At 74.1% G+C, this 24153-nt stretch carries 21 protein-coding genes and 1 pseudogene; 8 read left to right on the plus strand and 14 right to left on the minus strand.

The window, feature by feature from the left end; genetic code table 11:
- The first annotated feature begins 39 nt into the window (after positions 1–39).
- A complete protein-coding gene (mshA, locus tag ACZ6RC_RS06075; RefSeq protein ID WP_469580749.1) occupies positions 40–1326 on the plus strand; it encodes a D-inositol-3-phosphate glycosyltransferase in 1287 nt (428 codons plus the stop codon).
- 217 nt (positions 1327–1543) lie between these two features.
- Positions 1544–1747 (plus strand): hypothetical protein, encoded by a 204-nt coding sequence (locus ACZ6RC_RS06080; RefSeq protein WP_469579604.1) that lies wholly within the window; start codon positions 1544–1546, stop codon positions 1745–1747.
- Positions 1748–1838: 91 nt separating this feature from the next.
- On the opposite strand, the gene ACZ6RC_RS06085 is transcribed toward ACZ6RC_RS06080, so the two are convergent.
- From ACZ6RC_RS06085 to ACZ6RC_RS06130, 10 genes and pseudogenes are all read right to left on the minus strand, one after another.
- Positions 1839–2858: a helix-turn-helix transcriptional regulator gene (locus tag ACZ6RC_RS06085; RefSeq protein WP_453612569.1), complete on the minus strand. Its 1020-nt coding sequence runs from the start codon at positions 2856–2858 to the stop codon at positions 1839–1841.
- Between the two features lie 158 nt (positions 2859–3016).
- Complete coding sequence (locus tag ACZ6RC_RS06090) at positions 3017–4051, minus strand: helix-turn-helix transcriptional regulator (RefSeq protein WP_469579607.1); 1035 nt, start codon at positions 4049–4051, stop codon at positions 3017–3019.
- Positions 4052–4381: 330 nt separating this feature from the next.
- Positions 4382–4825 carry a Fur family transcriptional regulator gene (locus tag ACZ6RC_RS06095; protein WP_469579609.1) on the minus strand — a complete coding sequence of 148 codons (444 nt, stop codon included), beginning with the start codon at positions 4823–4825 and terminating at the stop codon, positions 4382–4384.
- A gap of 71 nt (positions 4826–4896) precedes the next feature.
- Positions 4897–5793, minus strand: a complete 897-nt coding sequence (locus ACZ6RC_RS06100) for an SAM-dependent methyltransferase (protein ID WP_469579611.1) — start codon at positions 5791–5793, stop codon at positions 4897–4899.
- Between the two features lie 265 nt (positions 5794–6058).
- Complete coding sequence (locus ACZ6RC_RS06105; protein WP_469579613.1) at positions 6059–6538, minus strand: GNAT family N-acetyltransferase; 480 nt, start codon at positions 6536–6538, stop codon at positions 6059–6061.
- Positions 6539–6664: 126 nt separating this feature from the next.
- Positions 6665–7576 (minus strand): M56 family metallopeptidase, encoded by a 912-nt coding sequence (locus ACZ6RC_RS06110; protein WP_469579615.1) that lies wholly within the window; start codon positions 7574–7576, stop codon positions 6665–6667.
- Positions 7577–8043: 467 nt separating this feature from the next.
- A pseudogene (locus tag ACZ6RC_RS06115) lies at positions 8044–8403 on the minus strand (BlaI/MecI/CopY family transcriptional regulator); the annotation flags it as partial.
- A gap of 295 nt (positions 8404–8698) precedes the next feature.
- Positions 8699–8980, minus strand: a complete 282-nt coding sequence (locus ACZ6RC_RS06120; protein WP_356891538.1) for a metal-sensitive transcriptional regulator — start codon at positions 8978–8980, stop codon at positions 8699–8701.
- 40 nt (positions 8981–9020) lie between these two features.
- On the minus strand, positions 9021–11291 hold the full coding sequence (locus ACZ6RC_RS06125) for a heavy metal translocating P-type ATPase (RefSeq protein ID WP_391143707.1): 2271 nt from the start codon (positions 11289–11291) through the stop codon (positions 9021–9023).
- A 151-nt stretch (positions 11292–11442) separates the two neighbouring features.
- Positions 11443–11727 carry a cation transporter gene (locus tag ACZ6RC_RS06130; RefSeq protein ID WP_391143709.1) on the minus strand — a complete coding sequence of 95 codons (285 nt, stop codon included), beginning with the start codon at positions 11725–11727 and terminating at the stop codon, positions 11443–11445.
- Between the two features lie 208 nt (positions 11728–11935).
- On the opposite strand from ACZ6RC_RS06130, the gene ACZ6RC_RS06135 reads away from it, so the two are divergent.
- The 5 genes from ACZ6RC_RS06135 to ACZ6RC_RS06155 all read left to right on the plus strand — a co-directional run bounded on the left by ACZ6RC_RS06135 (position 11936) and on the right by ACZ6RC_RS06155 (position 15618).
- On the plus strand, positions 11936–12928 hold the full coding sequence (locus tag ACZ6RC_RS06135) for a hypothetical protein (protein WP_469579619.1): 993 nt from the start codon (positions 11936–11938) through the stop codon (positions 12926–12928).
- 51 nt (positions 12929–12979) lie between these two features.
- Entirely contained in the window at positions 12980–13669 is a 690-nt protein-coding gene (locus tag ACZ6RC_RS06140) for a copper homeostasis protein CutC (RefSeq protein WP_469579621.1), read from the plus strand.
- A 152-nt stretch (positions 13670–13821) separates the two neighbouring features.
- On the plus strand, positions 13822–14736 hold the full coding sequence (locus ACZ6RC_RS06145) for an aminoglycoside phosphotransferase family protein (protein WP_469579623.1): 915 nt from the start codon (positions 13822–13824) through the stop codon (positions 14734–14736).
- 157 nt (positions 14737–14893) lie between these two features.
- Entirely contained in the window at positions 14894–15160 is a 267-nt protein-coding gene (locus tag ACZ6RC_RS06150) for a hypothetical protein (protein ID WP_469579625.1), read from the plus strand.
- Entirely contained in the window at positions 15157–15618 is a 462-nt protein-coding gene (locus ACZ6RC_RS06155) for an esterase/lipase family protein (RefSeq protein ID WP_469579626.1), read from the plus strand. The genes ACZ6RC_RS06150 and ACZ6RC_RS06155 overlap by 4 nt, the downstream gene beginning before the upstream one ends.
- A 16-nt stretch (positions 15619–15634) precedes the next feature.
- Here ACZ6RC_RS06155 and ACZ6RC_RS06160 read toward each other — a convergent pair whose 3' ends face one another.
- Together ACZ6RC_RS06160 and ACZ6RC_RS06165 are read right to left on the minus strand one after the other, a co-directional pair.
- Complete coding sequence (locus ACZ6RC_RS06160; protein WP_391143724.1) at positions 15635–17662, minus strand: HelD family protein; 2028 nt, start codon at positions 17660–17662, stop codon at positions 15635–15637.
- Between the two features lie 264 nt (positions 17663–17926).
- Positions 17927–19570: a DNA repair helicase XPB gene (locus ACZ6RC_RS06165; protein ID WP_453612599.1), complete on the minus strand. Its 1644-nt coding sequence runs from the start codon at positions 19568–19570 to the stop codon at positions 17927–17929.
- A 138-nt stretch (positions 19571–19708) separates the two neighbouring features.
- Between ACZ6RC_RS06165 and ACZ6RC_RS06170 the strand changes: the two genes are divergently transcribed.
- Positions 19709–20155 (plus strand): hypothetical protein, encoded by a 447-nt coding sequence (locus ACZ6RC_RS06170; protein WP_469579629.1) that lies wholly within the window; start codon positions 19709–19711, stop codon positions 20153–20155.
- Between the two features lie 34 nt (positions 20156–20189).
- Here ACZ6RC_RS06170 and ACZ6RC_RS06175 read toward each other — a convergent pair whose 3' ends face one another.
- Entirely contained in the window at positions 20190–21314 is a 1125-nt protein-coding gene (locus ACZ6RC_RS06175; protein ID WP_469579631.1) for an amidinotransferase, read from the minus strand.
- 169 nt (positions 21315–21483) lie between these two features.
- Positions 21484–24108, minus strand: a complete 2625-nt coding sequence (locus ACZ6RC_RS06180) for a helicase-associated domain-containing protein (protein ID WP_469579633.1) — start codon at positions 24106–24108, stop codon at positions 21484–21486.
- Positions 24109–24153 lie beyond the last annotated feature (45 nt).

Raw genomic sequence — 24153 nt, forward strand, 5'->3', positions numbered from 1 at the left:
CGCCCCTCACAGGAGCCCCACGTGTCCCTGCGCGTCGCCATGCTCAGCGTCCACACCTCGCCGCTCCACCAGCCCGGGACCGGCGACGCCGGCGGGATGAACGTCTACATGGTCGAGCTGTCCCGGGCGCTCGCCGAACAGGGCGCCGAGGTCGACCTGTTCACCCGCTGCCGCGGCGAGGCCGTCCCCGCCTCGGTCGAGCTGGCCCCGGGCGTGCGGGTCCGCCATCTGCACGCGGGCCCCCGCCGGGCCCTGCCCAAAGAGGCGATGCCCGATCTGGTCGTGCCGTTCTCGCTGGCCCTGCTCAAGGAGGAGCGCCGCTACGACCTGGTCCACTCCCACTACTGGCTCTCCGGCCAGGCCGGGCGCATCGCCTCCGCCGGCTGGCGGATACCGCTGGTGCACACCGCCCACACCCTGGCCCGGGTGAAGAACGCGGCCCTGGCGGCGGGCGACACCCCCGAGCCCGAGCTGCGCGTCCGCGGCGAGCACCAGGTGGTCGGCGCCGCCGACCGGCTGATCGCCAACACGGCCGACGAGGCCGAGGCGCTGCGGTCGCTGTACGGGGCGCGGGCGCCGCGCACGGAGGTGGTGCGGCCGGGGGTGGACCTGCGGACCTTCGGGCCGGGGGACGGCAGGGCGGCGGCGCGGGCCCGGCTCGGGCTGCCCGCCGACGCCTTCGTCCCGCTGTACGCCGGCCGCATCCAGCCCCTCAAGGGCCCCGACGTCCTGGTCCGGGCGGTCGCCGAACTCCTGCTGATGGCACCCGAGCTGCGCCGGCGTCTGATCGTTCCGGTGATCGGCGGCCATTCGGGGGCGAGCCAGGAGGGCACGGCCTGGCGACTGGCGCGCGAACGGGGCGTGACGGACGTGCTGCGGCCGTGTCCTCCCGTACCGCAGGACCGGCTCGCGGACTGGTACCGGGCGGCCGACGTGCTGGTGGTGCCGTCGCGCAGCGAGTCCTTCGGTCTGGTGGCGCTGGAGGCGCAGGCGTGCGGGACGCCGGTGCTGGCGGCCGCGGTCGGCGGGCTGCCGACGGCGGTGTGGGACGGGGTGACGGGACTGCTGGTGCGCGGCCACGACCCGGTGGAGTACGCGCGCCGGCTGCTGTGGCTGGCCGGGAATCCGGCGGCGCGGGTGACGATGGGGGAGGCGGCGGTCCGGCACGCCCGGGGGATGAGCTGGCACGCCTCCGCCGCGCGCACGATCGAGGTCTACGACGCCGCGCGGGCGGACGCCGTCGTGGTGGGGCAAGGGCGGCGGCACGCCCCTGCCCCGGCGGCCCCTCTCTCCTGGAGGAACGAGAAGGCCGTCGTGCGAGTCTAGCATTACTTTTGGTTCGACCAAAAGTATGAGCGGTCCCGGACCCGGCAATTCCGTTGCCGCGATGGCGTAATGACGCATCCACGCCATGGCGGGTCCACGCAGAGGGAATCTATGGATCGCATTCCGGGGGCGGTCCAGAATGGAGATGTCTTCAGGGAGCGCCCGGCGGCACGGGTCCCCGGAGGACGGAATTCGCATTCCAACTCCTGGAGGAATCATGTCTGCTGCGCATGGCGCGGATATTCGCACGGCCGCCCGCCGGTTCGCCGTCGCCCTGACCGCGTGTCTGGCCGTCGGCGGTGGCGCCGCCCTGGTCACCGCCCCCGACTCCGCCCCGGCCCCGGTCTCGCAGAACGCCGGCGGCCAGGAGGACAACGGCTGGCCGGTCCCGCCGCCGTCGCCCGCGCCCTCGATCGACTGAGGCGACGCGCCTCCGCGTCCCGTAGGACGCAGGACGCAGGAAATCGTCAGGCCCCGCAATCGCATCGGGATTGCGGGGCCTGACGGTTTTCTCAGTCCAGCCAGCCGAGCTGGACGGCGCGCACTCCGGCCTCGAATCGGCTCGACGCGCCCAATTCCTGCATGAGTTCGGAGATCATGCGGCTCACCGTCCGCAAGGACACCCCGAGCGTCCGCGCGATCTTCTCGTCCTTCATTCCCGACGCGAGCATCTGCAGCGCCGCCCGCTGCTGCTCGGACAGTCCGTCGCCGCCCCGCTCGGGCGCGACCTCGGTGCCGTACGGCGTGGCCGTGTGCCAGCAGTGCTCGTACAGGCTGAGGTACGGCCGGACCAGCGCGGAGCCCCGCGCCAGGATCGCTCCCTCGCGGGGGTCCTCGGGCCGGATGGGGACCAGGGCGAACTGCCGGTCCGCGATGATCATGTTCATGGGGACGGCCGGTGCGAGCCGGATCTCCACCCCCAGCGCGGCGCGGCGGCCCAGGAACGCGGCCATCTCCGGCTCGGCGGCCTCCTGCCGGCCGTAGATGGCGCGCACCCGCACGCCGTTGGCGATCTGGCGCCGGTCGCGGTCCAGCATGCTGTCAGGGTTCTGCCGGCCCGGCGTGCCGGGGTGAAGGGAGGCCGAGCTCTCCTGCATCACGTCGGTGATGTCCTCGATGGCCTGCTGGATGCGGCGGTAGTCGGTCAACGCCTCGACGGCCGCCTCCGAGCGGGTCAGCGCGCTCGCCCGCAGGAAGGTGCCGGCCAGCGTCTCCAGCGTGCTGTACGCCTTGTCGGCCTCGGCGAGGTGTTCGCGCAGCCGTTCCCGCTCCCGTTCGAGCAGCCGCAGCAGGGCGATCTCGGGGTCGATCGCGGCGACCATGTCCGTCTCGCGGCGCCAGCTGCCGTCGGCGAGCGCGGCGACGGTGGCGTGGGCGGGGCCCGTCGGCACGATCAGGCCCAGGGAGGTTAGTTCGTCACGACATCGCTCGTACTCCTCCGGCGCCAGTCTCAACTCGCTGTACGCCTCGCCGAAGCTGGATATCCCCCGCCTGCGCAGCTCTTGATAGAGGGTCAGGACGGGACCGGTCACGTGCTCTCCGATGCCGTCGCCCGTCGAGACCATGGCGAAGTGACCCCCCTCGTAGATCCAAGTCGCCCCGCCTCACCTTGTCATACGGCTCGTCGGGTGTCCGTCCTGCCGATCTTTGATGTGTCGTGGGTCACTCCCCTCCCTTTCCGCGTCCGGGGTCACGCCTCCCGGTCGCGCGCCTCGCCGTCCAGGAGGCCGAGCCGGGCCGCCTTCACCCCGGCTTCGAAGCGGCTCGCCGCGCCCAGTTCGTGCATCACCTCGGAGAGCAGCCGGCTGACGGTCCGCAGGGACACTCCGAGGTTCTTCGCGATCTGTTCGTCCTTGATGCCGGAGGCGAGCATGTGGAGGGCGGCCCGCTGCTGTTCGGAGAGCCCGTCGCCGCCGCGTTCGGGGGCCTCCTCGTCGCCGTACCGGGTGGCCGCGTGCCAGCAGTAGTCGTACAGGGCGAGATAGGACCGGACCAGGCCCGGCCCGCGGGCGAGGATGGTGGCGGAGTCCGGCGCGTGCGGGTCGGTGGGCAGCATCGCGAAGTTCTCGTCGGCGAGGACCATGTTCATCGGGACGACGGGCGAGAGCCGGATCTCCACGCCGAGGGCGCTGCGGACCTCCAAATGCTGGATCATCTCGGGTACGGAGCTGATCCGGCGGCTGTACATGGCGCGGACGCGTACCCCGCGGGCGAGGCGGTGGCGGTCGCGCTCCAGCTCGTCGCCCATGTCCTCGCGCCGCACGGAGCCGGTGTGCATGGAGTGGACGGCGTACCGCACGGTGTCGGTGAGGGCCGCCAGCTCGTGTCGGACGCGGTCGGGGTCGGCGACGATCTCGACCGCGACCTCGGAGTCGGGGGCGGTCCCGGCGCGCAGGAAGGGGCCGGCGAGGGTCGCCAGGGTGCTCTGGGCGCGGCTGGTCTCGGCGAGCCGGTTCTCCAGCCGTTCGCGCTCGCACTGCAGGAGGCGGACGAGGGCGATGTCGGGGTCGACGACGGCGGGCGTGTGGGGGCCGGCCGCGGTGGGGGGCTGTTCGATCAGGCCGAGGGTGGCGAGTTCGCCACGACATCGCTCCCGGTCCTCGGCGGAGAGTGCGAGTCCGTCCGCGATCTCGTCGAAGGCGGCGGCGGGGCGGGTTCGGAGTTCCAGGTAGACGGCGAGGGCCTGATCGCTTCCCGTACGCGTCCCGGTGGCGTTTTTCGACACAGCGCAGCAGACTCCCCTCGGACCCTTCGCGGGTCCCGCTGAATCGCCCCGCTAGACCCTGCCACAGAATCGAACGCGACGCACGGTGTTCCCCCGGCCTCACTCGGCCGGGGCCGCCCCGGGGCGCGTGAGCCGAACCCGGGTGCCCTCTGGCGAGTGAGCCGGTGACCCCGCCCGAGCGCCGTCGCCTCCTCCTGGGGTGCCTCTGGCGAGTGAGCCGAAGGGGCCGTCGGGGGAACACGGCCGAGCGCGCGCAGCTCCCGAGGAACGAGGGAGCGAGCACGTAGGCCGTGTGAGTCCGACTCTCAGGCCCCGGAGGCGAACCGAGCCCTAAGAAGAAAAGGCGTCGCTTCCCGCGCAGTCGGGGCAGAGGCCCTTGAAGACGATCTCGGCGTCGTCCGTGCGCCATTGGGGGAGGGCTCCCCGGGGCGGTCGCGGGGCGGGGGTGTCGACGTTTTCGACGCGGCCGCAGTGCACGCAGAGGGCGTGCTGGTGCGGGGCGCCCGCGATCTCGAACACGGCCGGCATGCCGGGCCGGTCGAATTTCGCGACGAGGCCGGTCTCCTGGAAGTGGCGCAGCATTTCGTACACGGCCTGGCTGGTGAGCGTGCCGAGCCGCTCGCGGGCGGTGGCGGTGATCGCCTCCACGTCCAGATGGCCGCCCGCGGCGAGCACCGTGAGCACCTCCAGGCGGGGGCCCGTGACCCGCAGGCCGACGTCGCGCAGGCGCTGGATCACCGCCTCGCGTCCCGTCAGCTCTTCCGCGACTGCCATTTTCTCCGCCCGCCCGCTGCCTGGTCGGCTCAAACTTTTGTAGGCATCGTACCTCTTGCCTTCTCACGCCGTCAGTCGTCCGGGCGACAGACCAGGAGGACGCTCTCGGTGCGGTCGTCGATGCGGTGGCGCCGCCGGCCTTCGATGTGCAGGCCCGCGGAGTGGAGTTCGGCGGCGAGGCGCTCGGGGTCGACGATCCACTTGTCGGTGGTGAGGACGGCCCGTTCGGTGGAGAGCTTGCCGGTGCGGGAGGCGTAGTAGGTGATCCGCTCGCTCATGGCGGCCGTGTCGAAGACCTGCCGGGCCACCACCCATTCGTCGATCCCGTCGAACCGGGGGACCTGGAAGGCCCAGGTGCGCCGGGGTTCGGCGATCAGTCCGGGCAGCAGGTGGGAGGTGTAGTCCAGGGCGAGGGCGCCGCCGGTGTCCAGGTGCGAGGCGATCTCGCGCAGCAGACCGGGGCGGGCTCTCGGGGGGACGGCGGACACCATGGCGCCGGCGAGCAGGGCGAGCCGGTAACTCCCGTGCAGGCGGAGTGTGGTGAGGTCGGCGCGGGTGGTGACGATCAGCCCGGCGACCTGGGGGCCGATGCGCCGTGCCCAGGTCCCGAGGCGGGCGAGCGCGGAGGCGTCCCGGTCGACGGCCTCGACGGCGAAGCCGTGCCGGGCGAAGGGGACGGCGAGCCGGCCGGCGCCGGATCCGAGGTCGAGGACGGGGCCGCCGGTGGACCGGGCGAGGGCGAGGTAGCGGACGATGTCGGCGCTGTGCGGGCCGAGCAGGGCGTCGTGGAGCCAGACCGCGTCCTCGTCGGCGGGGGCCACGGATTCCAGGCCGGGCAGGGTGTCGGCGGTGACGCGGAGGCCGGCGCCGGGGGCGGGGACGTCCGTGGCCGGGTCGTATCGGGACGGCAGGACCGAGGCGAGCGCCGCGGGCACGACGGGCAGGGAAGTGCCGCTCGGTGTGTGCATCGCTCCTCCAGGGGCTCGCTGGGTCCGTGCCGTCCGGGCGGGGCGCCCGTGCCGCCGGGCCCGCGCCGCTGGATCAATCCTGCGGGGGCGGGGGGTACCGGATCCAGCGGATCGGGCGGCGTGAACACGCGATGGCGTACTTCGGCCAACGGCCAACGGCCGAAGGCGCGTGGGGCCCTTGGGGGAGCGGGGGGCAGAGGTCGCTGGGGACCTTGGGGGAGCGGGGGGCTCAGAGGTCGCTTGGGACCTTTGGGGGAGCGGGGGCTCAGAGGTCGCGGACCCAGCGGGTGGGGGAGAGGGCGCCGAAGCCCTGGTGCTCGTAGAACGGCAGGGCCGGGTCCTCGGCCGCGGGCAGCGTCACGCGCATCTCGCGGGCGCCGAAGCCGCGCATCCGGTCGGCCGCCGCGGCGAGGAGGGCGGTGCCCGCTCCCCGCCGTCGCGCGTCCTGCGCGACGCACAGCGCGTACAGCTCGCCCTCGCCCGGCACCGGGACCCCGCCGGCGACCGCGCCGACGACCGTTCCGTCCGGGCCGGCGGCGACCAGCCAGCCGAGCCAGCCCGGCGCGCCACCCGGAATTTCAATTTCCGCGCGGATACGGGGAAGTGCGCATTGCGTGGAGACCAGGCGGCGCGCGGGGATTTCGCCGAGTATTCCGTCGTAGCTGCTCCGAATGACGTCCGCCAGCAGCCTGGATATCGTCGTCGCGTCGGCGGCCGCAGCCATCCGCACGTCAGCCAGCTGCATTGGTCCGTACCCTTCGACGTGCCCGGCCTGAACGCCAACGTACCCACGATAGCCGGGAATTCCGAGCGGTGTGACCGATGTTAAATCTACGAATTCACTTAGTAATTACGTAGTGAACCGAGTCAATTAAGCGGGGAAGGAACAGCACGCGACGATCAGCGGAGCCACCGCGAGACCGCCCGCGGCGATCGTCAGCAGCCCGCGCAGCACCGGATGTCCGGCGCGGTACGGGGTGAGGATGCGCCGCATCCGCAGCGCCGCCGACGGCCCGCCCGCCGCGAACGCCTCGCGGGGTGCCTGGCCGGAGGCGAGCGCGTAGAGGGCCGTGGCCAGCGCGTCGGGGGTGCAGCGGCGCAACGCCCGGTCGTCGGCGGTCATTTCGAGCAGCAGGGGGACGGCGGTGCCGCCGTACCGGGTGAGCGGGAGGCGCGGGAACACCGCCGCGAACGCCTCGGCCGCCGCCACGAGCAGGTGGTGGCGCCCGGCGATGTGCGCCCGCTCGTGGGCGAGCGCCGCCGCCAGTTGGGGCGTGGTGAGCCTGGCCACGGCCCCCGAGGAGACGACGACCCGGCGCGAGCGCCCCGGCAGGCAGTAGACGGCCGGCCGTGCGTGGTCCAGGACGGTCGCCCCCAGTGCGGGGTCGTACCGCCCGACCAGCCGCAGCACGTCCGCGTGCCGCCGCCGTGCCCGCCGGGCCCGCAGCAGCTGCCGGACGAACCCGGCGGCGGGCAGGGCGAGCGCGGCCAGGCCCAGGAGGAGGGCGAGGTACTCCCGCCCGGAGAGGGTGAGGAGGGAGCCGGGGGACGGGAGGCGGAGGGAGAGGTAGAGGTCGCCCAGCCGGTGGCTGCTCGCGGCCGGCAGGACGAGGTGGGCGGGGAGCAGGGCGGCTGAGGCGGCGAACACCGCGCCGCACGCGGCCCACACCGCCAGGGCGAGGCGGGGCACCTGCTGGACCCAGCGGGCGCGCACGAGCAGCCAGGGGACCAGCAGCCCGGAGGAGAGGGCGAGCCCGAGCGGCGGCAGGAGGTGGTGGTTCATGCGGCGTCCCCGTCCGGACAGGGGCCGGTGACCCGGCCGCGTCGGCGTGCGGCGGGACCGGCTGCCGCGGGGGGCGCGGCAGGCGGGGGAGGCGGGGTGGGGGCCGTCGGTCCGGCCGTACCGCCCCGCGCCGGGGAGGCCGGTGCCGGGAAGGCCGCCGCCGACGCTCCGGAGGCGGGGCCGGGCGCGCCGCCCGGGCTGCCCGGGCTCTGCGGGGCAGGACCGGAGGGCCCGGGCGTAAGGGCCGAGGGCCCGGGCGTCCCGCCCTCCGCTCCGGCGGCGGCCCCCGGCCCGACGGTGTCAGGCCCGCTGGTCCCGGGCCCAGTGGTCTCCGGTCCGGTGAGGTGCGGGCGGGCGGTGCCAGGTCCGCGAGTCCCCGGTCCGACGGTGTCCGTACCGGCGGTGTCCGTACCGGCGGTGTGCGGTCCGGCCGCGCCCGGACCCAAGGGTGGCGTCCCGTCGCCGGGGCCCGCGCCCCGGGCGGCCCGCAGAGCCGCGTCCAGAGCCGCCATGTCCTCGTCGGAGATGGTCTCCACGAAACGCAGCAGCGCGGCCGGCCGGTCCGCGCTGCCGCCGAGGGCGTCCTGCATCAGGGCCGCGGTGTACTCCTCGCGGCTGCGCACCGGTTCGTACAGCCAGGCCCGGCCGGCCTTCTCGCGGCGGAGCCAGCCCTTGCGGTGGAGGATGTCCGCCACCGTCATCACCGTCGTGTAGGCGACCCGGCGCCCCAGATTTATGTCGTCCACGATCTCGCGGACCGTGGCGGGCCGTTGCCAGGCCCACAGCCGGTCCATGATCTCGGCCTCCAGCTCTCCCAGCCGGCGCACGCGCATCCCCTCCCCGTCGGGCGGCTCATCGTACGGGCCGCTCACCCCGCGTCGATATACCCCCGGGGGGTAGGATGGCGGGATGTCGACCCTCATGAGGAACCACCCCTGCGCGACGGTCTGCGGCCGTGGACTGCCCGGTTCGGCGGAGCTGGTGCTGCTCCGCCGAGTGCTCGGAGTCTGCCTCCGTCTGAGCCTTCGGCTGTCCGCCGACTGCCCCTCGCGCAGGGGAGGTTGAGCGCCACGCGCGAGCGGCCGGGCCTCGGTCGGGAGGCTCCCCTGAGCCTCCCGACCGCTACGTCCTGATCAGCCGGGCGATCGCCTTCGACGCCTCGCCCACCTTCACCTTCGCCTGGTCGCCGCCCTGGGCGATCGCCTCGGTGACACAGCAGCTGAGGTGTTCGTCCAGCAGGGCCACGGCACAGGACTGGAGCGCCGCGTTGATCGCGGAGACCTGGGTCAGCACGTCGATGCAGTAGACGTCCTCGTCGACCATCCGCTGCACCCCCCTGACCTGCCCCTCGATACGCCTCAGACGCCTGATGACGTCTTCCTTGTGCTGTACGTAACCGGCCACGGCGGCCTCCTCGTCGGACGGTTGCGGGCGGTGGCGCGGGTCACTGGTCGGCGGCCCGGAAGCCGCGCAGGCGCAGGCTGTTGCCGACCACGAAGACCGAGGAGAAGGCCATGGCCGCGCCCGCGATCATCGGGTTGAGCAGTCCGGCCGCGGCGAGCGGCAGGGCGGCGACGTTGTAGGCGAAGGCCCAGAAGAGGTTGGAGCGGATGGTGCCCAGGGTCCTGCGGGAGAGCCGGATGGCGTCGGCGGCGGCCCGCAGGTCCCCGCGGACGAGGGTCAGGTCGCCGGCCTCGATGGCGGCGTCCGTGCCGGTGCCCATCGCCAGACCGAGGTCGGCCTGGGCGAGGGCGGCGGCGTCGTTGACACCGTCGCCGACCATGGCGACCGAACGCCCCTCGCCCTGCAGGCGCTTGACCACGTCGACCTTGTCCTGCGGCATGACCTCCGCGATGACCTCGTCGATGCCGACCTCGGCGGCGACGGACCGGGCGACGGCCTTGTTGTCACCGGTCAGCAGGATCGGGGTGAGCCCGAGGGCGCGCAGCCGCCGGATGGCCTCGGCGCTGGTCTCCTTGACGGCGTCGGCGACCTCCAGGACCGCCCGGGCCTCGCCGTCCCAGGCCACCGCGATGGCGGTCCTCCCGGCGTCCTCCGCGTCCTCCTTGGCGGCCTTCAGCGCCTGCGGCAGCTCCATGGCCCACTCGGTGAGCAGCTTCTCGCGTCCGACGAGCACGGCGTGGCCCTCGACGACGCCCTGGACGCCGAGACCGGGGACGTTGGCGAAGTCCTCGGGCGTGGGGAGCGTGCCGACGCGGGCGGCGGCGCCGGCGGCGACGGCCTGGGCGATCGGGTGCTCCGAGGAGTGCTCCAGAGCCCCGGCCAGGCGCAGGACGTCGGTCTCGTCGGTGCCGTCCGCGGTGTGTACGGCGAGGAGGGTCATCCGGCCGGTGGTGACGGTGCCGGTCTTGTCGAGGACGATGGTGTCGACGCGGCGGGTGGTCTCCAGGACTTCCGGGCCCTTGATGAGGATGCCGAGCTGGGCGCCGCGGCCGGTGCCGACCATGAGGGCGGTCGGGGTGGCCAGGCCGAGGGCGCAGGGGCAGGCGATGATCAGGACGGCGACGGCGGCGGTGAAGGCGGCGGTCAGTCCGGAGCCGGAGCCGAGCCAGAAGCCGAGCGTGCCGAGGGCCAGGGCGATGACGACCGGCACGAAGACGGCGGAGATCCGGTCGGCCAGGCGCTGGGCGGCGGCCTTGCCGTTCTGCGCGTCCTCCACCAGCTTCGCCATCCGGGCGAGCTGGGTGTCGGCGCCGACCCGGGTGGCCTCCACGACCAGTCGGCCGCCGGCGTTCAGGGTGGCGCCGGTGACGGCGTCGCCGACCCCGACCTCGACCGGTACGGACTCGCCGGTGAGCATGGAGGCGTCCACGGCGGAGGAGCCCTCGACGACGGTGCCGTCGGTGGCGATCTTCTCGCCGGGGCGGACCAGGAAGCGGTCCCCGGCCCGCAGCTCCGCGGTGGGCACGGTGACCTCCGCGCCGCCGCGCAGCACCGTGACCTCCTTGGCGCCCAGCTGCATCAGCGCCTTGAGCGCGGCGCCCGCCTTGCGCTTGGAGCGGGCCTCGAAGTACCGGCCGGCCAGGATGAAGGCGGTGACGCCGGCCGCGGCCTCCAGATAGATGTTCCCGGCGCCGTCGGTGCGGGCGATCGTGAACGCGAAGGGATGGGTCATGCCGGGCGTACCGGCCGTCCCGAAGAACAGCGCCCACAGCGACCAGAGGAACGCGGCGATCGTGCCGACCGAGATCAGCGTGTCCATCGTGGCCGCGCCGTGCCGGGCGTTGGTCCAGGCGGCCCGGTGGAACGGCCAGGCGGCGTAGACCACGACCGGGGCGGCGAGCGTCAGGCTCAGCCACTGCCAGTACTCGATCTGCAGTGCCGGGATCATCGCCATCGCGACGACGGGGACGGCGAGCGCGACGGAGGTGATCAGCCGCTGCCGCAGGGGCCGCAGCTCCTCGTCGGCCCGCTCCTCGTCGGAGGGGCCGCCGTCCGCGGCCGACGCGGACCGGGGCGGGGCGGGCTCCTCGGCGGTGTAGCCGGTGGCCTCGACCGTCGCGATCAGATCGGCGACCGAGATGGCGGCGTCCGCGTCGAAGGTGACCTTCGCCTTCTCGGTGGCGTAGTTGACGGTGGCCTCGACCCCGTCCATGCGGTTGAGCTTCTTCTCGATGCGGGCCGCGCACGAGGCGCAGGTCATGCCGCCGATGGCGAGCTCGACCTGGGCGGCGCCCGGAGTGGTCGTGGTCATGGCTCCTCTTTCTTGGGGCTCGGTTCACCGGCGGCGGCGCCGGGGCGGGTGTCCGCCCCCAGCCGGGCGGGACCTTCCGGGCAGGGCCTCGGGGGCCGGGGCCCATGGACGGACGGGCCCCGGCGGCCGTGGTGGCGCTGGGTGCTGCCGGTCAGGCGCGGCCGGTGAGCTCGTAGCCGGCGTCGTCGACCGCGGCGGCGATCGCGGCGTCGTCCGGCGCGCCGCCCGTGGTGACGGTCACCCGGCCGCCGGCGACGTCGACGTCCACGGACAGGACGCCGTCCAGCGCGCCGACGGAGGTCGTGATGGCGGTCCTGCAGTGACCGCAGGTCATGCCGGTCACGGCGTAGACCGTGGTCGTGGCGTCGGCGACGGCGGTGGTCGCCTCGCCGGCGTTCGTCGAGCAGCTGCCGTCCGGAGTACAGCAGGAAGACATCGGTTCCTCCTCGTTCGGTGAAGCGGACTTCGGATACCTCGGATACCCTCTGGGGGTATCGGACTCTCGCTCCATGTATACCCCCCGGTGGTATTCGGCGCAAGCGGTCTCCCCGGCTTGACTTGATACCCCCTAGGGGTATCGTGAAGTGCGTAGCGCCAGGAGAGAAGCGGACCGGCGACGGTCACCCACGTACGGGAGAGCTGCCATGAACACCGGAGTGAAGATCACCGCCTATGCCGCCGCGCTCGCCGCGACCTTCGGGACCGCCTACGGCGTCGGCGTGGGCGTCGGCCCCGTGGACGAGCCGCCGAAGGCCGCCCACGGCGAGCACGCGTCCGCCACGCCCGGGGAGGGGGAGGGGACGCCGGGGGACGGGCACGCCGGACACGGCGAGGGCTCCGCCGACACCCCGGCGGCCGTTTCCGCGGCCGGCGGGCTCCAGGTCTCGGAGGGCGGCTACACCCTCGCCCTGGAGACGCCGAGGCCGGCCGCCGGCAAGAGCGTGCTGCGGTTCTCGGTCAAGGACGGGAACGGCCGGAAGGTCACCGCGTACAAGACCGAGCACGGCAAGGAGCTGCACTTCATCGTCGCCTCGCGCGATCTGACGGTCTATCGCCACCTGCACCCGGTGCGGGCGGCCGACGGGACCTGGTCGACCCCGGTCGACCTGCCCGCGGCGGGCGGCTACAAGGCCTTCGCCGACTTCAAGCCGGCCACCGCGGGCGCGAAGAACGTGACGCTGGGCGTCGACCTGTCCGTCCCCGGCGCGTACGCACCCCGACCGCTGCCGGCCGCCGCCCCGACGGCGACCGTCGACGGCTATCAGGTCGCCCTGGGCGGAACGCTCACCCCCGGAAAGGCCGGCGAGCTGAAGCTCACCGTCACCCGGGGCGGAAAGCCCGTCACCGACCTCGAGCCCTACCTCGGCGCCTACGGCCACCTCGTCGCCCTCCGCGACGGCGACCTCGCCTACCTGCACGTCCACCCCAACGAAGGCGGCCCCGGCCCGGACGTCTCCTTCACGGCGACCGCCCCGAGCCCCGGGGCGTACCGGCTCTTCCTCGACTTCCAGCACGGCGGGAAGGTGCGCACGGCGGCCTTCACGGTGCATGCGGGCGCCGGGCACGGGCAGCCGGAGAAGGCGTCGGCGCCGACGGGCGGCGCGGCGCACGATGCGGGAGAGCACCCGCACGGCTAGGCTGATCATTGGACTAGACCTATAGCCGTCACGCATGGAGGATGGGGCTCTATGAGCAACCGAGCAGTCCTTGAGGTGATCGCCCTCGACGAAGGGGACGCGGTAGCGGCCCAGGCCGGCGGGGCGGACCGCCTCGAACTGGTCACCGACATGGCGGCGGACGGGCTGACCCCGACCCTGGCCGGCTTCACCGCGATCCGCGCCGCGGTCGACATCCCGCTGCGGGTGATGCTCCGCGCGGCGGACGGCTTCGCGGCGGGCGACGTGGACGCGCTGGTCGCCCGGGCGTCGGAGCTGCGGGAGGCCGGGGCGGAGGAGTTCGTCCTGGGCTTCCTGACGCCGGACGGCGAGGTGGACCTGGTGGCCGTCGAGCGGCTGATCACCGTCCTGGACGGCTGCCGCTGGACCTTCCACCGCGCCATCGACCGGGCGGCCGACCGCGACGGTCTGCGCAAGCAGTTGGCGGACCTGCCCGGCCTCGACACCTACCTCACCGCGGGCGCGTCGACGGGCGTCGACGACGGCCTCCGGGTCCTCACCGCCGAGGCGTCCCACGCGGGCCGCCCGGGCTACGAGCCCCGCATCCTCGTCGGCGGCGGCCTCCGCCTCGACCACCTCCCCACCCTCCGCGCCGCCGGCCTCGACGCCTTCCACATCGGCGGCGCGGCCCGCCCCCACGGCTGGACCCACCCGGTCTCCTCGGACGCGGTCCGGGTGTGGCGGGAGGCGATCGACGGGTAGGCAGACGCGGGCCCGGTCGGCCCGGCGCTCGCGCCCCGCCGACTGGAGCCGCCGGTCGCGTGCGCGCACGCGCGGCGCGACCACGTGCCTTCGTGCCGCCGCCGACGAAATCCCGTGTCCTACGTACGGGTTTGCTCGCTAGCCTGCCGCACATGCCGGCACCCGCTCCCCGTACGCCTTCCGACCCCCGCCCCGACGCGGCAGCCGTCCTCGACGCCGAGGCCGTCGCCCGCCTGGTCGGGACGCGGTTTCCCCAGTGGGGCGGGCTGGAGGTCAGGGCGGTGCCGTCCGCCGGGACCGACAACGTGATGTTCCGGCTCGGGGACGACAAGGTGGTGCGGCTGCCCAGGAGCGCCGAGACCGCCGCGGCCGTCGTCACCGAGCAGCGGTGGCTGCCCTACCTCGCCCCGCGTCTTCCGCTGCCCGTGCCCGTGCCGGTCGGCAAGGGGGCGCCCGGAGAGGGCTTCGGGCTACCCTGGTCGGTGTACGCATGGCTCGACGGCGCCGACGGCTTCGACGAGCCGGTCGTCGACCTCGCCCACGCGGCCGTCGAGTTGGGCCGGTTCGGTGTGGACGCCACCGGCGGCCCCCGGTCCTTCCGCGGCGGGCACATCACCGAGTGGACGGGCGGCCACCTCGCCACCGCCCTGCGCGACCTCGGCGCCGACGGAACCGTCGACGGCCCCGCCGCGGCCGCGGCCTGGGAATCGGTGCTGCGGCTGCCCCAGTGGGACGGGCCGCCCGTCTGGGTCCACGGCGACCTGCTGCCCGGCAACCTGCTGACCCGGGGCGGACGGCTCGGCGCTGTCATCGACTTCGGCGGCGTCGGCACCGGCGACCCGGCCGTCGACATGATGGCCGCCTGGACGCTCCTCACCGCCGAGACCCGCCCGCTCCTCCGCGAGGCCGCCCAAGTCGACGACGCGACCTGGGCCCGGGGACGGGGCTGGGCCCTCGCCTGGGGCCTGGTGACGGAGCACCACTACCGGCACACCAACCCCGTCCTCGCCACCGTCGCCCACCGCGCGTGGACCGAGGCGCTCCCCGAGTTCACCTCCCCCGCCTGAGGCCCCGGCCCGTGAGCTCCCGGGGCCCGTGAGGTCCCGGCCCGTGACGGCCCTGCACGCGGGTCCACGGGAGGTTCGTGCACGAGGCTGGTCATCATGGCCCGCAGGCCCCACCATGCCCCTGACTACTCGTGCGTAACACCTCGTAGGAGGAAGCGTGTTGAGGCTCCCCGGCAGGCGCGTCCCGCTCATCCCGCCCGTCCCCCGCGCCCTGCTCATCCCGCTCCTCGCGGTCGTGGCGGTCCTCGCGTCGCTCCTGCTCCCCGCCACGACCGCGCGCGCCGACGGGGCGGAGGCCGCCGCCGTCACCCGTACCCCCGTCGTCCTCGTCCACGGCTACAACGCCGACCCCGGCGTCTGGGGTGGCCTGCGTACACCGATGCCGAGCTGTTCTCCTTCGGCTACGACACCCACCGCTCCGTGAACGAGGCTGTCGCCGGAGAACTCGCCGCCTACGTCGAGGACGTCAGACGGCGGACCGGCGCCGCCCGCGTCGACCTCGTCTCCCACTCCTTCGGCAGCCTCGTCACCCGCTGGTACGTGAAGTTCGACCCCGCCGGCGCCTCCTCCGTCGCCCACTGGGTCTCGCTCGCCGGCCCCAACCACGGCACCGCCACCGCCTGGGCCTGCGCCCTGTGGGACCAGGCCTGCCGCGACATGACCCCGGGCTCCTACGTCCAGAAGAAGCTCGCCGAGGGCGACGAGACCCCCGGCGCCGTCCGCTACGCCACCTGGTGGTCGAACTGCGACGAGGTCGTCAACCCCGACAACAGCGTCCCGCTCACCGGAGCCGCCAACCACGCCGCCGGCTGCCTCGACCACAACGCCCTGCTCGGCGACGACGGCGTCTCCCAGGGGGTACGCGCCTTCCTCCGGTCCTGACGCGCCCCCCGGGACGCTACGGGTTCAACTGCTCCGGCAGCGGCGACGCGTGGACCACCGCGAGCCCCGAGACCGCACGCGTCAGCGCCACGTACAGCCGCCGCAGCCCCGTCCGCTCGTCCGGTTCGCCGTCCACCACCGCCGCCGGGTCGTCCAGGACCACGTAGTCGTACTCCAGGCCCTTCGCCAGCGAGGCCGGGACCAGCGTCAGCCGGGACTCGGCCGTCGTCTCCTCGCCCGGGGAGAGGTACGCCAGACCGGCGGCGGTCAGCGCCCGCGCCAGCGGGGCGATCCGCGCGTCGGCGGCGATCAGGCCGGTCGAACCCTCGTGCCCGAGGGACGCGACGCACGCCGCGACCACCTCCGCGTCCAGCGCCCCGGTGTCGACGCGCCGGATCGTCAGCGAGCCGGGGTTCTCCCGGACCGACTCCACGGCCGCCAGCCCCGGCGACATGTGGGGCAGCAGCCGGGAGGCGTACGCGATGACCTCGCGCGGCACCCGGAAGCCCGCCGTCAGCTCCTCCACCACGGCCTCCGGCTTGCCCAGGTGCCCCAGCGCCTGCGCCCAGCTCGCCGTCGCCCACGGCGTCGTCCCCTGCGCGAGGTCGCCCAGGATCGTCGCCGACCCGGTCGAACACCGCCGTCCCACCGCCCGGTACTGCATCGGCGACAGGTCCTGGGCCTCGTCGAGGACCACGTGACCGAGCGAATGGGTCCGCTCCACCAGGTCCCTCGCCTCGTCGATCAGGACCGCGTCCGCCGGCGACCACTTCGCCGACTTCACCGACCGGGCGGGCTTCGCCCAGAGCAGCAGCTTCTGCTCGTCGGCGGTCAGCAGGCCCTCCGCGTGCTCGGCGAGGAAGTCGGCGTCGCTCAGCAGCCGCAGGACCAGCTTCGCCGGATCGACCGCAGGCCAGACCGCCTTCACGACCGCCTTCACCGCCGCGTCGCGCGCCACCGCGTCCTGCACCCGGTCGTCCGGGGCCTCGCCCGCCTGCTCCATGCGGACCAGCACCGCGTGGGCGATGCGCTGCGGCAGCGCGTCACGGGCCGCGCCGTAACGGATGTCCCGCTCGCGCAACTCCTGGACGATCTCCTCCAGTTCGTATGCCGGTACCCGCCACCGGCGCGAACCGCGCACCACCATCAGCGGCTCCGTCGGCAGCGTGACGTGCGCCCTCAGCGCCCGCCCGAGGACCTCCGCCATCCGGGCGTCGCCCTTGACGACCGCCGTCGCCGCCTCGTCCGTCCCCCGGACCTCGACGTGCCCGACGAGGTCGTCCACCGTCGCCTGCCGCACCTCCAGCTCGCCGAGGGCGGGCAGCACCTGCTCGATGTAGTGGAGGAAGGACCGGTTGGGCCCGATGACCAGCGTGCCGGTACGGGCCAGCCGCTCGCGGTGCGCGTAGAGGAGGTACGCGACGCGGTGCAGGCCCACGGCGGTCTTGCCGGTGCCCGGGCCGCCCTGCACGCAGACGGTGCCGGCCAGGCCGGACCGTACGATCTCGTCCTGCTCGGGCTGGATGGTGGCGACGATGTCCCGCATCGGCCCCACGCGGGGCCGCTCGATCTCCGCCTGGAGCAGCCTGCTGGTGCGCTCCAGCTCGTCGGGGTCGGAGAGGTGTTCGTCCTCGTACGCGGTGAGGTCGCCGCCGGTGTAGCCGAACCGGCGCCGCAGCCCGACGTCCTGCGGGTCCTTCTTCGAGGCGCGGTAGAACGGCTGGGAGACGGGGGCGCGCCAGTCGATCACCATCGGGTCGCCGCCGGCGTCGTGGACGTGCCGGCGGCCGATGTAGAAGCGCTGGCCCTCCTGCGTGGTGTGCAGGTAGTCGAGCCGGCCGAAGAAGAGCGGGGTGTGGGCGAGGTCGGCGAGCGCCTTGATCCGATCCTCGATCTGCGCCTGCAGGACGACGGCATTCACCCAGTTCGCGGTGACGTCCTTGATGTCCAGGGACTCGGCGTCCTCGCGCATCGCGCGGAGCGCGGCGCGGGACGCGGTCAGATGGGCGCGCTCCCGCGCGAGCGGATCGTCCGCAACGGACATGGCGGTGCCTCCAGGAGATGCGGGCATGACGGGGCGGCCGCCGGTTTCCGGCCGGACGGCGGCACTCCACTCAGGGAGGCGGGGAAGTCGGCGATTGTAGCCCCGCGCGCGAGGCGACGGCGAACGGTTTTTCACCCGCCCGCGCACCCGCCCGCGCGCCCGCCCGCTGTCCATCACGCTCCGGGCGATGCGCGCCTTCGGCAGGGGCGCGCCCCCGTCTCCGCCACGAGTCGGAGACGGGGGCGCAGCCCCCCGCCACGCGTGTCAGCCGCCCGCGAGCAGCTCGTCCGCGTCCACGATCCGGTAGGCGTACCCCTGCTCCGCCAGGAACCGCTGCCGGTGCGCCGCGAAGTCCTGGTCGATCGTGTCCCGCGCGACCACCGAGTAGAAGTGCGCCTGGTGCCCGTCGGCCTTCGGCCGCAGCACCCGGCCCAGGCGCTGCGCCTCCTCCTGCCGGGAGCCGAAGGTGCCCGACACCTGGATCGCGACGGTCGCCTCGGGCAGGTCGATGGAGAAGTTCGCCACCTTCGACACCACCAGCACGCTGATCTCGCCCTGCCGGAACGCCTCGAACAGCTTCTCGCGCTGCGCGTTGGACGTCTCGCCCTTGATGACGGGCGCGTCCAGATGCTCGCCCAGCTCGTCCAGCTGGTCGATGTACTGGCCGATGACCAGGATCTGCTGGCCCGCGAACTTCCTGACCAGCGCCTCCGTCACCTTCCGCTTCGTCGCCGTCGTGGCGCAGAACCGGTACTTCTCCTCCGTCTCGGCGGTCGCGTACGCGAGCCGCTCCGCGTCCGTGAGGTTGACCCGGACCTCGACGCAGTCGGCGGGCGCGATGTACCCCTGCGCCTCGATCTCCTTCCACGGCGCGTCGAACCGCTTCGGCCCGATGAGCGAGAAGACGTCGGACTCGCGCCCGTCCTCGCGCACCAGCGTGGCCGTGAGTCCGAGCCGCCGCCGGGCCTGGAGGTCGGCGGTGAACTTGAAGACGGGCGCGGGCAGCAGGTGCACCTCGTCGTAGACGATCAGGCCCCAGTCCCGGGAGTCGAAGAGCTCCAGGTGCGGATAGACGCCCTTCCGCTTGGTCGTGAGGACCTGGTACGTGGCGATGGTGACCGGCCGGATCTCCTTGCGCGTCCCGCTGTACTCGCCGATCTCGTCCTCGGTCAGCGAGGTCCGCTTCACCAGCTCGTGCTTCCACTGCCGGGCGGAGACGGTGTTGGTGACCAGGATCAGCGTCGTCGCCTTCGCCTGCGCCATCGCACCGGCTCCGACCAGCGTCTTACCCGCGCCGCAGGGCAGCACGACGACACCGGAGCCGCCGTGCCAGAAACCCTCGACGGCCTGCTTCTGGTACGGGCGCAGGGCCCAGCCGTCCTCGGCCAGATCGATCCGGTGCGCCTCGCCGTCCACGTACCCGGCGAGGTCCTCGGCGGGCCAGCCCAGCCTCAGCAGCGTCTGCTTGATCTGCCCGCGCTCGGAGGGGTGCACGGCGACTGTGTCGGGGTCGATCCGTGTCCCGACCAGCGGCTGCACCTTCTTCGAGCGGAGGATCTCCTCCAGGACGGGCCGGTCGGTGGTGGTCAGCACGAGCCCGTGCGTGGGGTGCTTGGAGAGGGTGAGCCGGCCGTAGCGGGCCATCGTCTCGGCGATGTCCACGAGCAGGGCGTGCGGGACGGGATAGCGGGAGAACTCCACCAGCGCGTCGACGACCTGCTCGGCGTCGTGACCGGCGGCGCGGGCGTTCCACAGCCCGAGCGGGGTCACCCGGTAGGTGTGGATGTGCTCGGGCGCCCGCTCCAGCTCGGCGAAGGGCGCGATGGCACGGCGGCAGGCGTCCGCCTGCTCGTGGTCGACCTCCAGGAGGAGCGTCTTGTCGCTCTGGACGATCAGAGGTCCGTTCACGCTTGATCAGGTCCTTCCCGTGCCGTTCCGGTGACGGCCAAACACCCAGTGTCCCGCATCGCGGATGAGTACGGGGGTCGCGCCGGATGAGTACGTGCGCGGTGCCCGCCGCGGGGCCCGGGCGGTGGACTGGGCGGTATGACGAACGACACGTGGACGCGCCCGACGCCGCCCGCCGCCCCCCGCTCCTCGGCGCCCTTCCCGGGGGGCGCCCGGAGCGGCTCGTGGGGCGGCCGCTGGGGTGGTCTCCCGACCGGCCCGGCCGTCGGCGGTGACGTGGCGGACCCGCGGTGGTGGGTGGCGCCGCTGTGCGCGACGGTGGCGGCGCCGCCCCTCGCGGCCCTGGCGGCGGCGGAGGACAACCTCTTCGCCCCCGGCCCCTTCCCGTTCGGCGGAAGCCTGGTCGCGGCCCTGGCGCTGATCCTCCCGGCCTGGTTCCTCGCCCGTACCCGCGGCCGGCGCCGGTCCCGGATCGGTCTCAGCGTCTCGGGGGCCGCGCTCGCGCTCGCCTTTCCTGTCCTGCTCACCGTCGTGGGCTGGGCCGTGCTGGTCGTCCTGCTGCTGACGGGGAACTGGACCGCGTAGCCGGGAGCGGCGGGGCCCCGGGGCCCCGACCGGCTCAGGAGAGATAGGAGTCGAGTCCGCCGCGGCGCCGGACGTCGAGCGTCGCGCAGTGGAAGGAGCCGCCGAAGGGCGCGTAGTGGAGCAGGTCGCAGGGGATCGGCTCGAACCCCCACTTCTCCAGGGCGCGCAGCATCCCGGTGTGGTGCCGCTCCGCGATCACCCGCTTCTCGTCGAGCATGAGGACGTTCATGCTGAGCCACTTCCCGCACATCGAGGTCAGCTTGAGCATGCGCTCGTCGATCGGGTCGGGGTCGGGGGCGGGCAGCACGTCCCAGGAGCGCAGGACGTCCGGCAGGCGGTCGACGTCGATGTACTCGGGGTTGACCATGACCTTGCCCGGAGCCAGGAGCACGAACGTCGTGTCGATGTGCATGGGCGTACGGCAGCGGCTCTCGATCTCGTGGATGCGGTACCCCGGCCCCAGGTGCCGGCGCAGCCACTCGATGCCCATGCGGTTGGTGACGTTGCTCCGGGTGACGAACAGGTCGCGTCCGGCGCGCATGAAGTCGGCCGCGTCGAAGACCGGCTCGTATTCGGTGAGGATGTACCGCATGGGTTCGCCGGCCGCCGGGATGCGGAAGTCCCCGTCGAACAGCTCGGCGGTGAGCTGCGGTCTCGGCGCGGACGTCCAGCGCGCGCCGCGCCGGAAGTAGTCCTTGAGGATCCCCCGGTAGGAGTGGGTCTCGAAGTAGCGGCACGGCCAGGCCATCGGGGTCTCGATGACCTCGTCGCCGATGACGAGCATGCTGTCGCGGGGGCAGGTGTTGCAGAAGCCGCGCGAGGACCAGTGCGGGGTGCCGAAGCGCCGCTTGTAGTCGACCGCGTCCGGGCGGGTGACCGTGACACCGAGCGACTCCAGCAGGGCGATGAACCCGTCGAGCTCCTGCTGCGCCGCCTCGATCAGCGCGCGCGGATACCGCCGGCCGGACGCCAGGCGCTGCAACCGCGCCGCCCAGGGCGGGATGTTGCAGGTCACCACCGGGTGGCTCTGGGGGATGACCGCGCCCTCCAGGCGGCCGACCACGACCTCTTCCAGCGGGTCCCACTCGTTGTGCGAGTTGACCGGCGAAACGAGGGGTTCCGCAGCGTTCTCCGTTGTGACCGCCGGCGCCGACACCAATGCTCGACCGCTTTCCCTCGCAGGGACAGTGAGGCACCCACTTTACCGAGTGTTGGGGGAAATGCGGCGGTATGTCCGCCCGGTCGGGGGGCGCGACGGGTGGCGCGGGCGGGTCGGTCGAGGGGTGCGACAGGTGGCGCGGGCCGCTGCCCCGGCCCCGGCACACGGCCTACACCTGGTCCTCCGCCAGTTCCGCGACCCCCGTGATCCGGTGCAGCGGGTACGTGCGGACTTCGTCCGCCGTGTGGTCGTACCCCGTCACGAAGCCGCCCTCCACCCGGACCGGGGCGATGACCCGCTGGCTGGCGGCGCCCTCCGCGTTGACGTAGCCGATCCAGACCGCCGAGCCGGTCATGGCCGCGGCCTGCACGGTGGCCAGGGTCTCGGCGGGGGAGGTGCGGGGCAGTTCGCCGCCGGTGGGCGCCGGGCGGCCGGGGGCGCCCTCGGGCCGTTCCCTGCGCACCGCCGTGGAGGCGAGATCCCCGGCCCTGATCGCCCGGACCGCCGCGCCCAGCAGGGTCGCGTCGGGCACCGGCGGGCCGTCCGGCACCGGGACGGGCGCGGTCCTGGCGGGGGTGCGGTGGGCGTCGGCGCGGGTGATCAGGACATCGCCCTCCGCGGACTCCGCGGCGGGGGCGTACCCCATCGACCGCAGCCCGTCGAGCAGCGCCGCCGGGTCCGTCTGGGCGGCCAGGACGGTCGGCGCGAGCCGCCGCAGCCGCAGGGACGCCGACCGCTTGTCGGCCATGATCTCGCCCAGGAGCGCGTCGTCGTCGCAGCGTACGTACGCCGACGCGGACCCGACGCGGAGATGGCCGTGCCGGCGCGCCACGTCGTCGATCAGGTACGCCAGGGGCTGCGGGACCGGCGTACGGGAGTGGGCGGTCAGGAAGTCGTGCAGGTCGGACGCGCTGCGGCCGGCGTCGAGTGCGCGCCGGACCGAGGCGGGGGTGAACCGGAAGACCGTCGCACCACCCTTCGACTCGACGTCCGCGAGGACCGAGAGCATGTCGGCGAGCGGACGGCGGAGGGGGCCGGGGGCGACGGCGGTGAGGTCGGCCTGGAGCAGGACGTGGTCGACGGCCTCGGGGAGCAGCGGCGCGAGCAGGGTCGCCGCGCGGGAGGCGGCCACGGACAGTTCGACCCCGCCGCCGCTCGCCGGCTCGTGCGCCGCCTCCGCGAGGGGGAGGTTGAGCAGCGCCCGGGCGGGCGAGGAGAGCGCCCCCCGGCCGGTGATCCCGAGCATCTCGGCCTCTTCGAGGGTCCACAGCGCGATCCGGGACCGGAGGTCGGGGGTGTGGGCGGCCCTACCGGGGCCCGCGGGGGACCCCGAGCCCTGACCCGTAAGGGACCCGGACCCGGACCCGGAACCCGCGCCGGACCCCGGCCCCGCGCCCGCCGACCGCAGCGGACGCTCCCACCGCAGCCTGGCCAGCAGCGTCTCCGGGTCGGCGGCCGACCCGGGCTCCACGGTGGCCTGGAGGGCGAGGACCCGTCGGCGCACGTCCGGCGCCGCCCCGCGGTCCAGGTCGGGACCGAGCGCGGAGAGGGCGCGGCCCTTCGCGTCCTGGCCGCCGACCAGCCCGGACGTACGGGTCGCGGTCAGCCACACCGACACGAGCCGGGCCCAGCGCTCGGCCGCCGGCAGGTCCAGCCAGTCGTCGTAGGCGGGCGTGGGCGCGTACCGCTCGTCCGCCTCGCCGTCCGAGGCCAGCAGCCCCGCGCCGTAGCAGAGCTCCAGCCAGAAGGCCGCGGCCTGCTCCGTGACCTCCAGCGCGGCGGCGGTCCGCTTCAGGTCGCGCACCGAAAGACCGCCCGCCCGCAGCACGGCCGGACCGCCCTGGTCCCAGCTCTTCAGCAGCTCCTCGACCGTCGCCAGCGCGGTGTACGCCTGGCCGGCCGCGGCGCTGTCCACCACCTGGGGACGGTACTCGCGCGCCACCGACACCACCGGAGGGTGCGGCTCCGGCACCCGGTGCGCCCGACCGCCCCGCAGGTGCAGCGCCGCCTCCCGGGGCAGCACGACCGTCCGCGTCGACACCGGCAGCAGCAGGCCCCGGTCCCGCAGCCAGCGCACCGGCGGCGCCGGGTTCGCCGACACCTCGCCGTACGGCGGGCCCCACACCAGCCGGTCCAGGACCGCCAGCGCGTCCGACGGCGCCGTGTCGAGCAGCGCGCCCATCCGGTCCCGGTCGGTGAACAGCTCCGTCAGCGCGGCCACCGCCGACACCGCGTCGTGCGTCGCCGGCAGCCCGGCCGCCGCGATGATCTCCTGGACCCGGCCCGGCGACATCCCGGACGTGGCCTCGGCGACCGTCGGCCCCAGCCCCGTCGGCGACGGGTGCTGCGGCGACGGGGCCAGCAACTCGCGGGCGGTCCGCACCAGCCGCAGCCGCTCGTCCTCACCCCAGACCAGCGCCTGCTCGCGCAGCACCCCGACCGCGCGCGGCAGCGCCGCCTCGATCTCCGCGTCCCCGTCGTCCCCGCTGAGCAGGGCGAGCAGTACGGAACAGGGCGCCGGATCCGGCGCCACCGCCAGCGCCTCGGCGGTCTGCAGCGCGAACCGGTCCAGCCGCTCCAGCGCCCGGACGACGGAGGCGCGGGTCCCGGCCCGGGTGGCGAGCTGCGTCAGATCGTTGGGCACCGGGGAGAGCAGGTCAGGGCGCGCGCGCAACAGCGCCGCGAGCCCTTCGTCCCCCCGGGCGCGCAGCGCCTCCGCGAGCGTGCGCGGCGCAGCGGCGGCACTGGATTCTGCGGGCACGTGCGCCTCCCGATCGAGCTCACCGATCCCCATCCGCCCCACGTTAGCCCCTGCGCAGGCGCTAACGTCGGGGCCTAC

This window comes from Streptomyces sp. NPDC048353, assembly GCF_055587165.1.

Bases quoted from the DNA above. Each gene is read 5' to 3' on its own strand.
- ACZ6RC_RS06110 (WP_469579615.1), bottom strand. From the start codon at position 7,576: ATGAACCACCACCTCCTGCCGCCGCTCGGGCTCGCCCTCTCCTCCGGG.
- ACZ6RC_RS06135 (WP_469579619.1), top strand. From the start codon at position 11,936: ATGAACACCGGAGTGAAGATCACCGCCTATGCCGCCGCGCTCGCCGCG.
- mshA (WP_469580749.1), top strand. From the start codon at position 40: ATGCTCAGCGTCCACACCTCGCCGCTCCACCAGCCCGGGACCGGCGAC.
- ACZ6RC_RS06140 (WP_469579621.1), top strand. From the start codon at position 12,980: ATGAGCAACCGAGCAGTCCTTGAGGTGATCGCCCTCGACGAAGGGGAC.
- ACZ6RC_RS06105 (WP_469579613.1), bottom strand. From the start codon at position 6,538: ATGCAGCTGGCTGACGTGCGGATGGCTGCGGCCGCCGACGCGACGACG.
- ACZ6RC_RS06095 (WP_469579609.1), bottom strand. From the start codon at position 4,825: ATGGCAGTCGCGGAAGAGCTGACGGGACGCGAGGCGGTGATCCAGCGC.
- ACZ6RC_RS06100 (WP_469579611.1), bottom strand. From the start codon at position 5,793: ATGCACACACCGAGCGGCACTTCCCTGCCCGTCGTGCCCGCGGCGCTC.
- ACZ6RC_RS06145 (WP_469579623.1), top strand. From the start codon at position 13,822: ATGCCGGCACCCGCTCCCCGTACGCCTTCCGACCCCCGCCCCGACGCG.
- ACZ6RC_RS06125 (WP_391143707.1), bottom strand. From the start codon at position 11,291: ATGACCACGACCACTCCGGGCGCCGCCCAGGTCGAGCTCGCCATCGGC.
- ACZ6RC_RS06130 (WP_391143709.1), bottom strand. From the start codon at position 11,727: ATGTCTTCCTGCTGTACTCCGGACGGCAGCTGCTCGACGAACGCCGGC.
- ACZ6RC_RS06180 (WP_469579633.1), bottom strand. From the start codon at position 24,108: ATGGGGATCGGTGAGCTCGATCGGGAGGCGCACGTGCCCGCAGAATCC.
- ACZ6RC_RS06160 (WP_391143724.1), bottom strand. From the start codon at position 17,662: ATGTCCGTTGCGGACGATCCGCTCGCGCGGGAGCGCGCCCATCTGACC.
- ACZ6RC_RS06170 (WP_469579629.1), top strand. From the start codon at position 19,709: ATGACGAACGACACGTGGACGCGCCCGACGCCGCCCGCCGCCCCCCGC.
- ACZ6RC_RS06080 (WP_469579604.1), top strand. From the start codon at position 1,544: ATGTCTGCTGCGCATGGCGCGGATATTCGCACGGCCGCCCGCCGGTTC.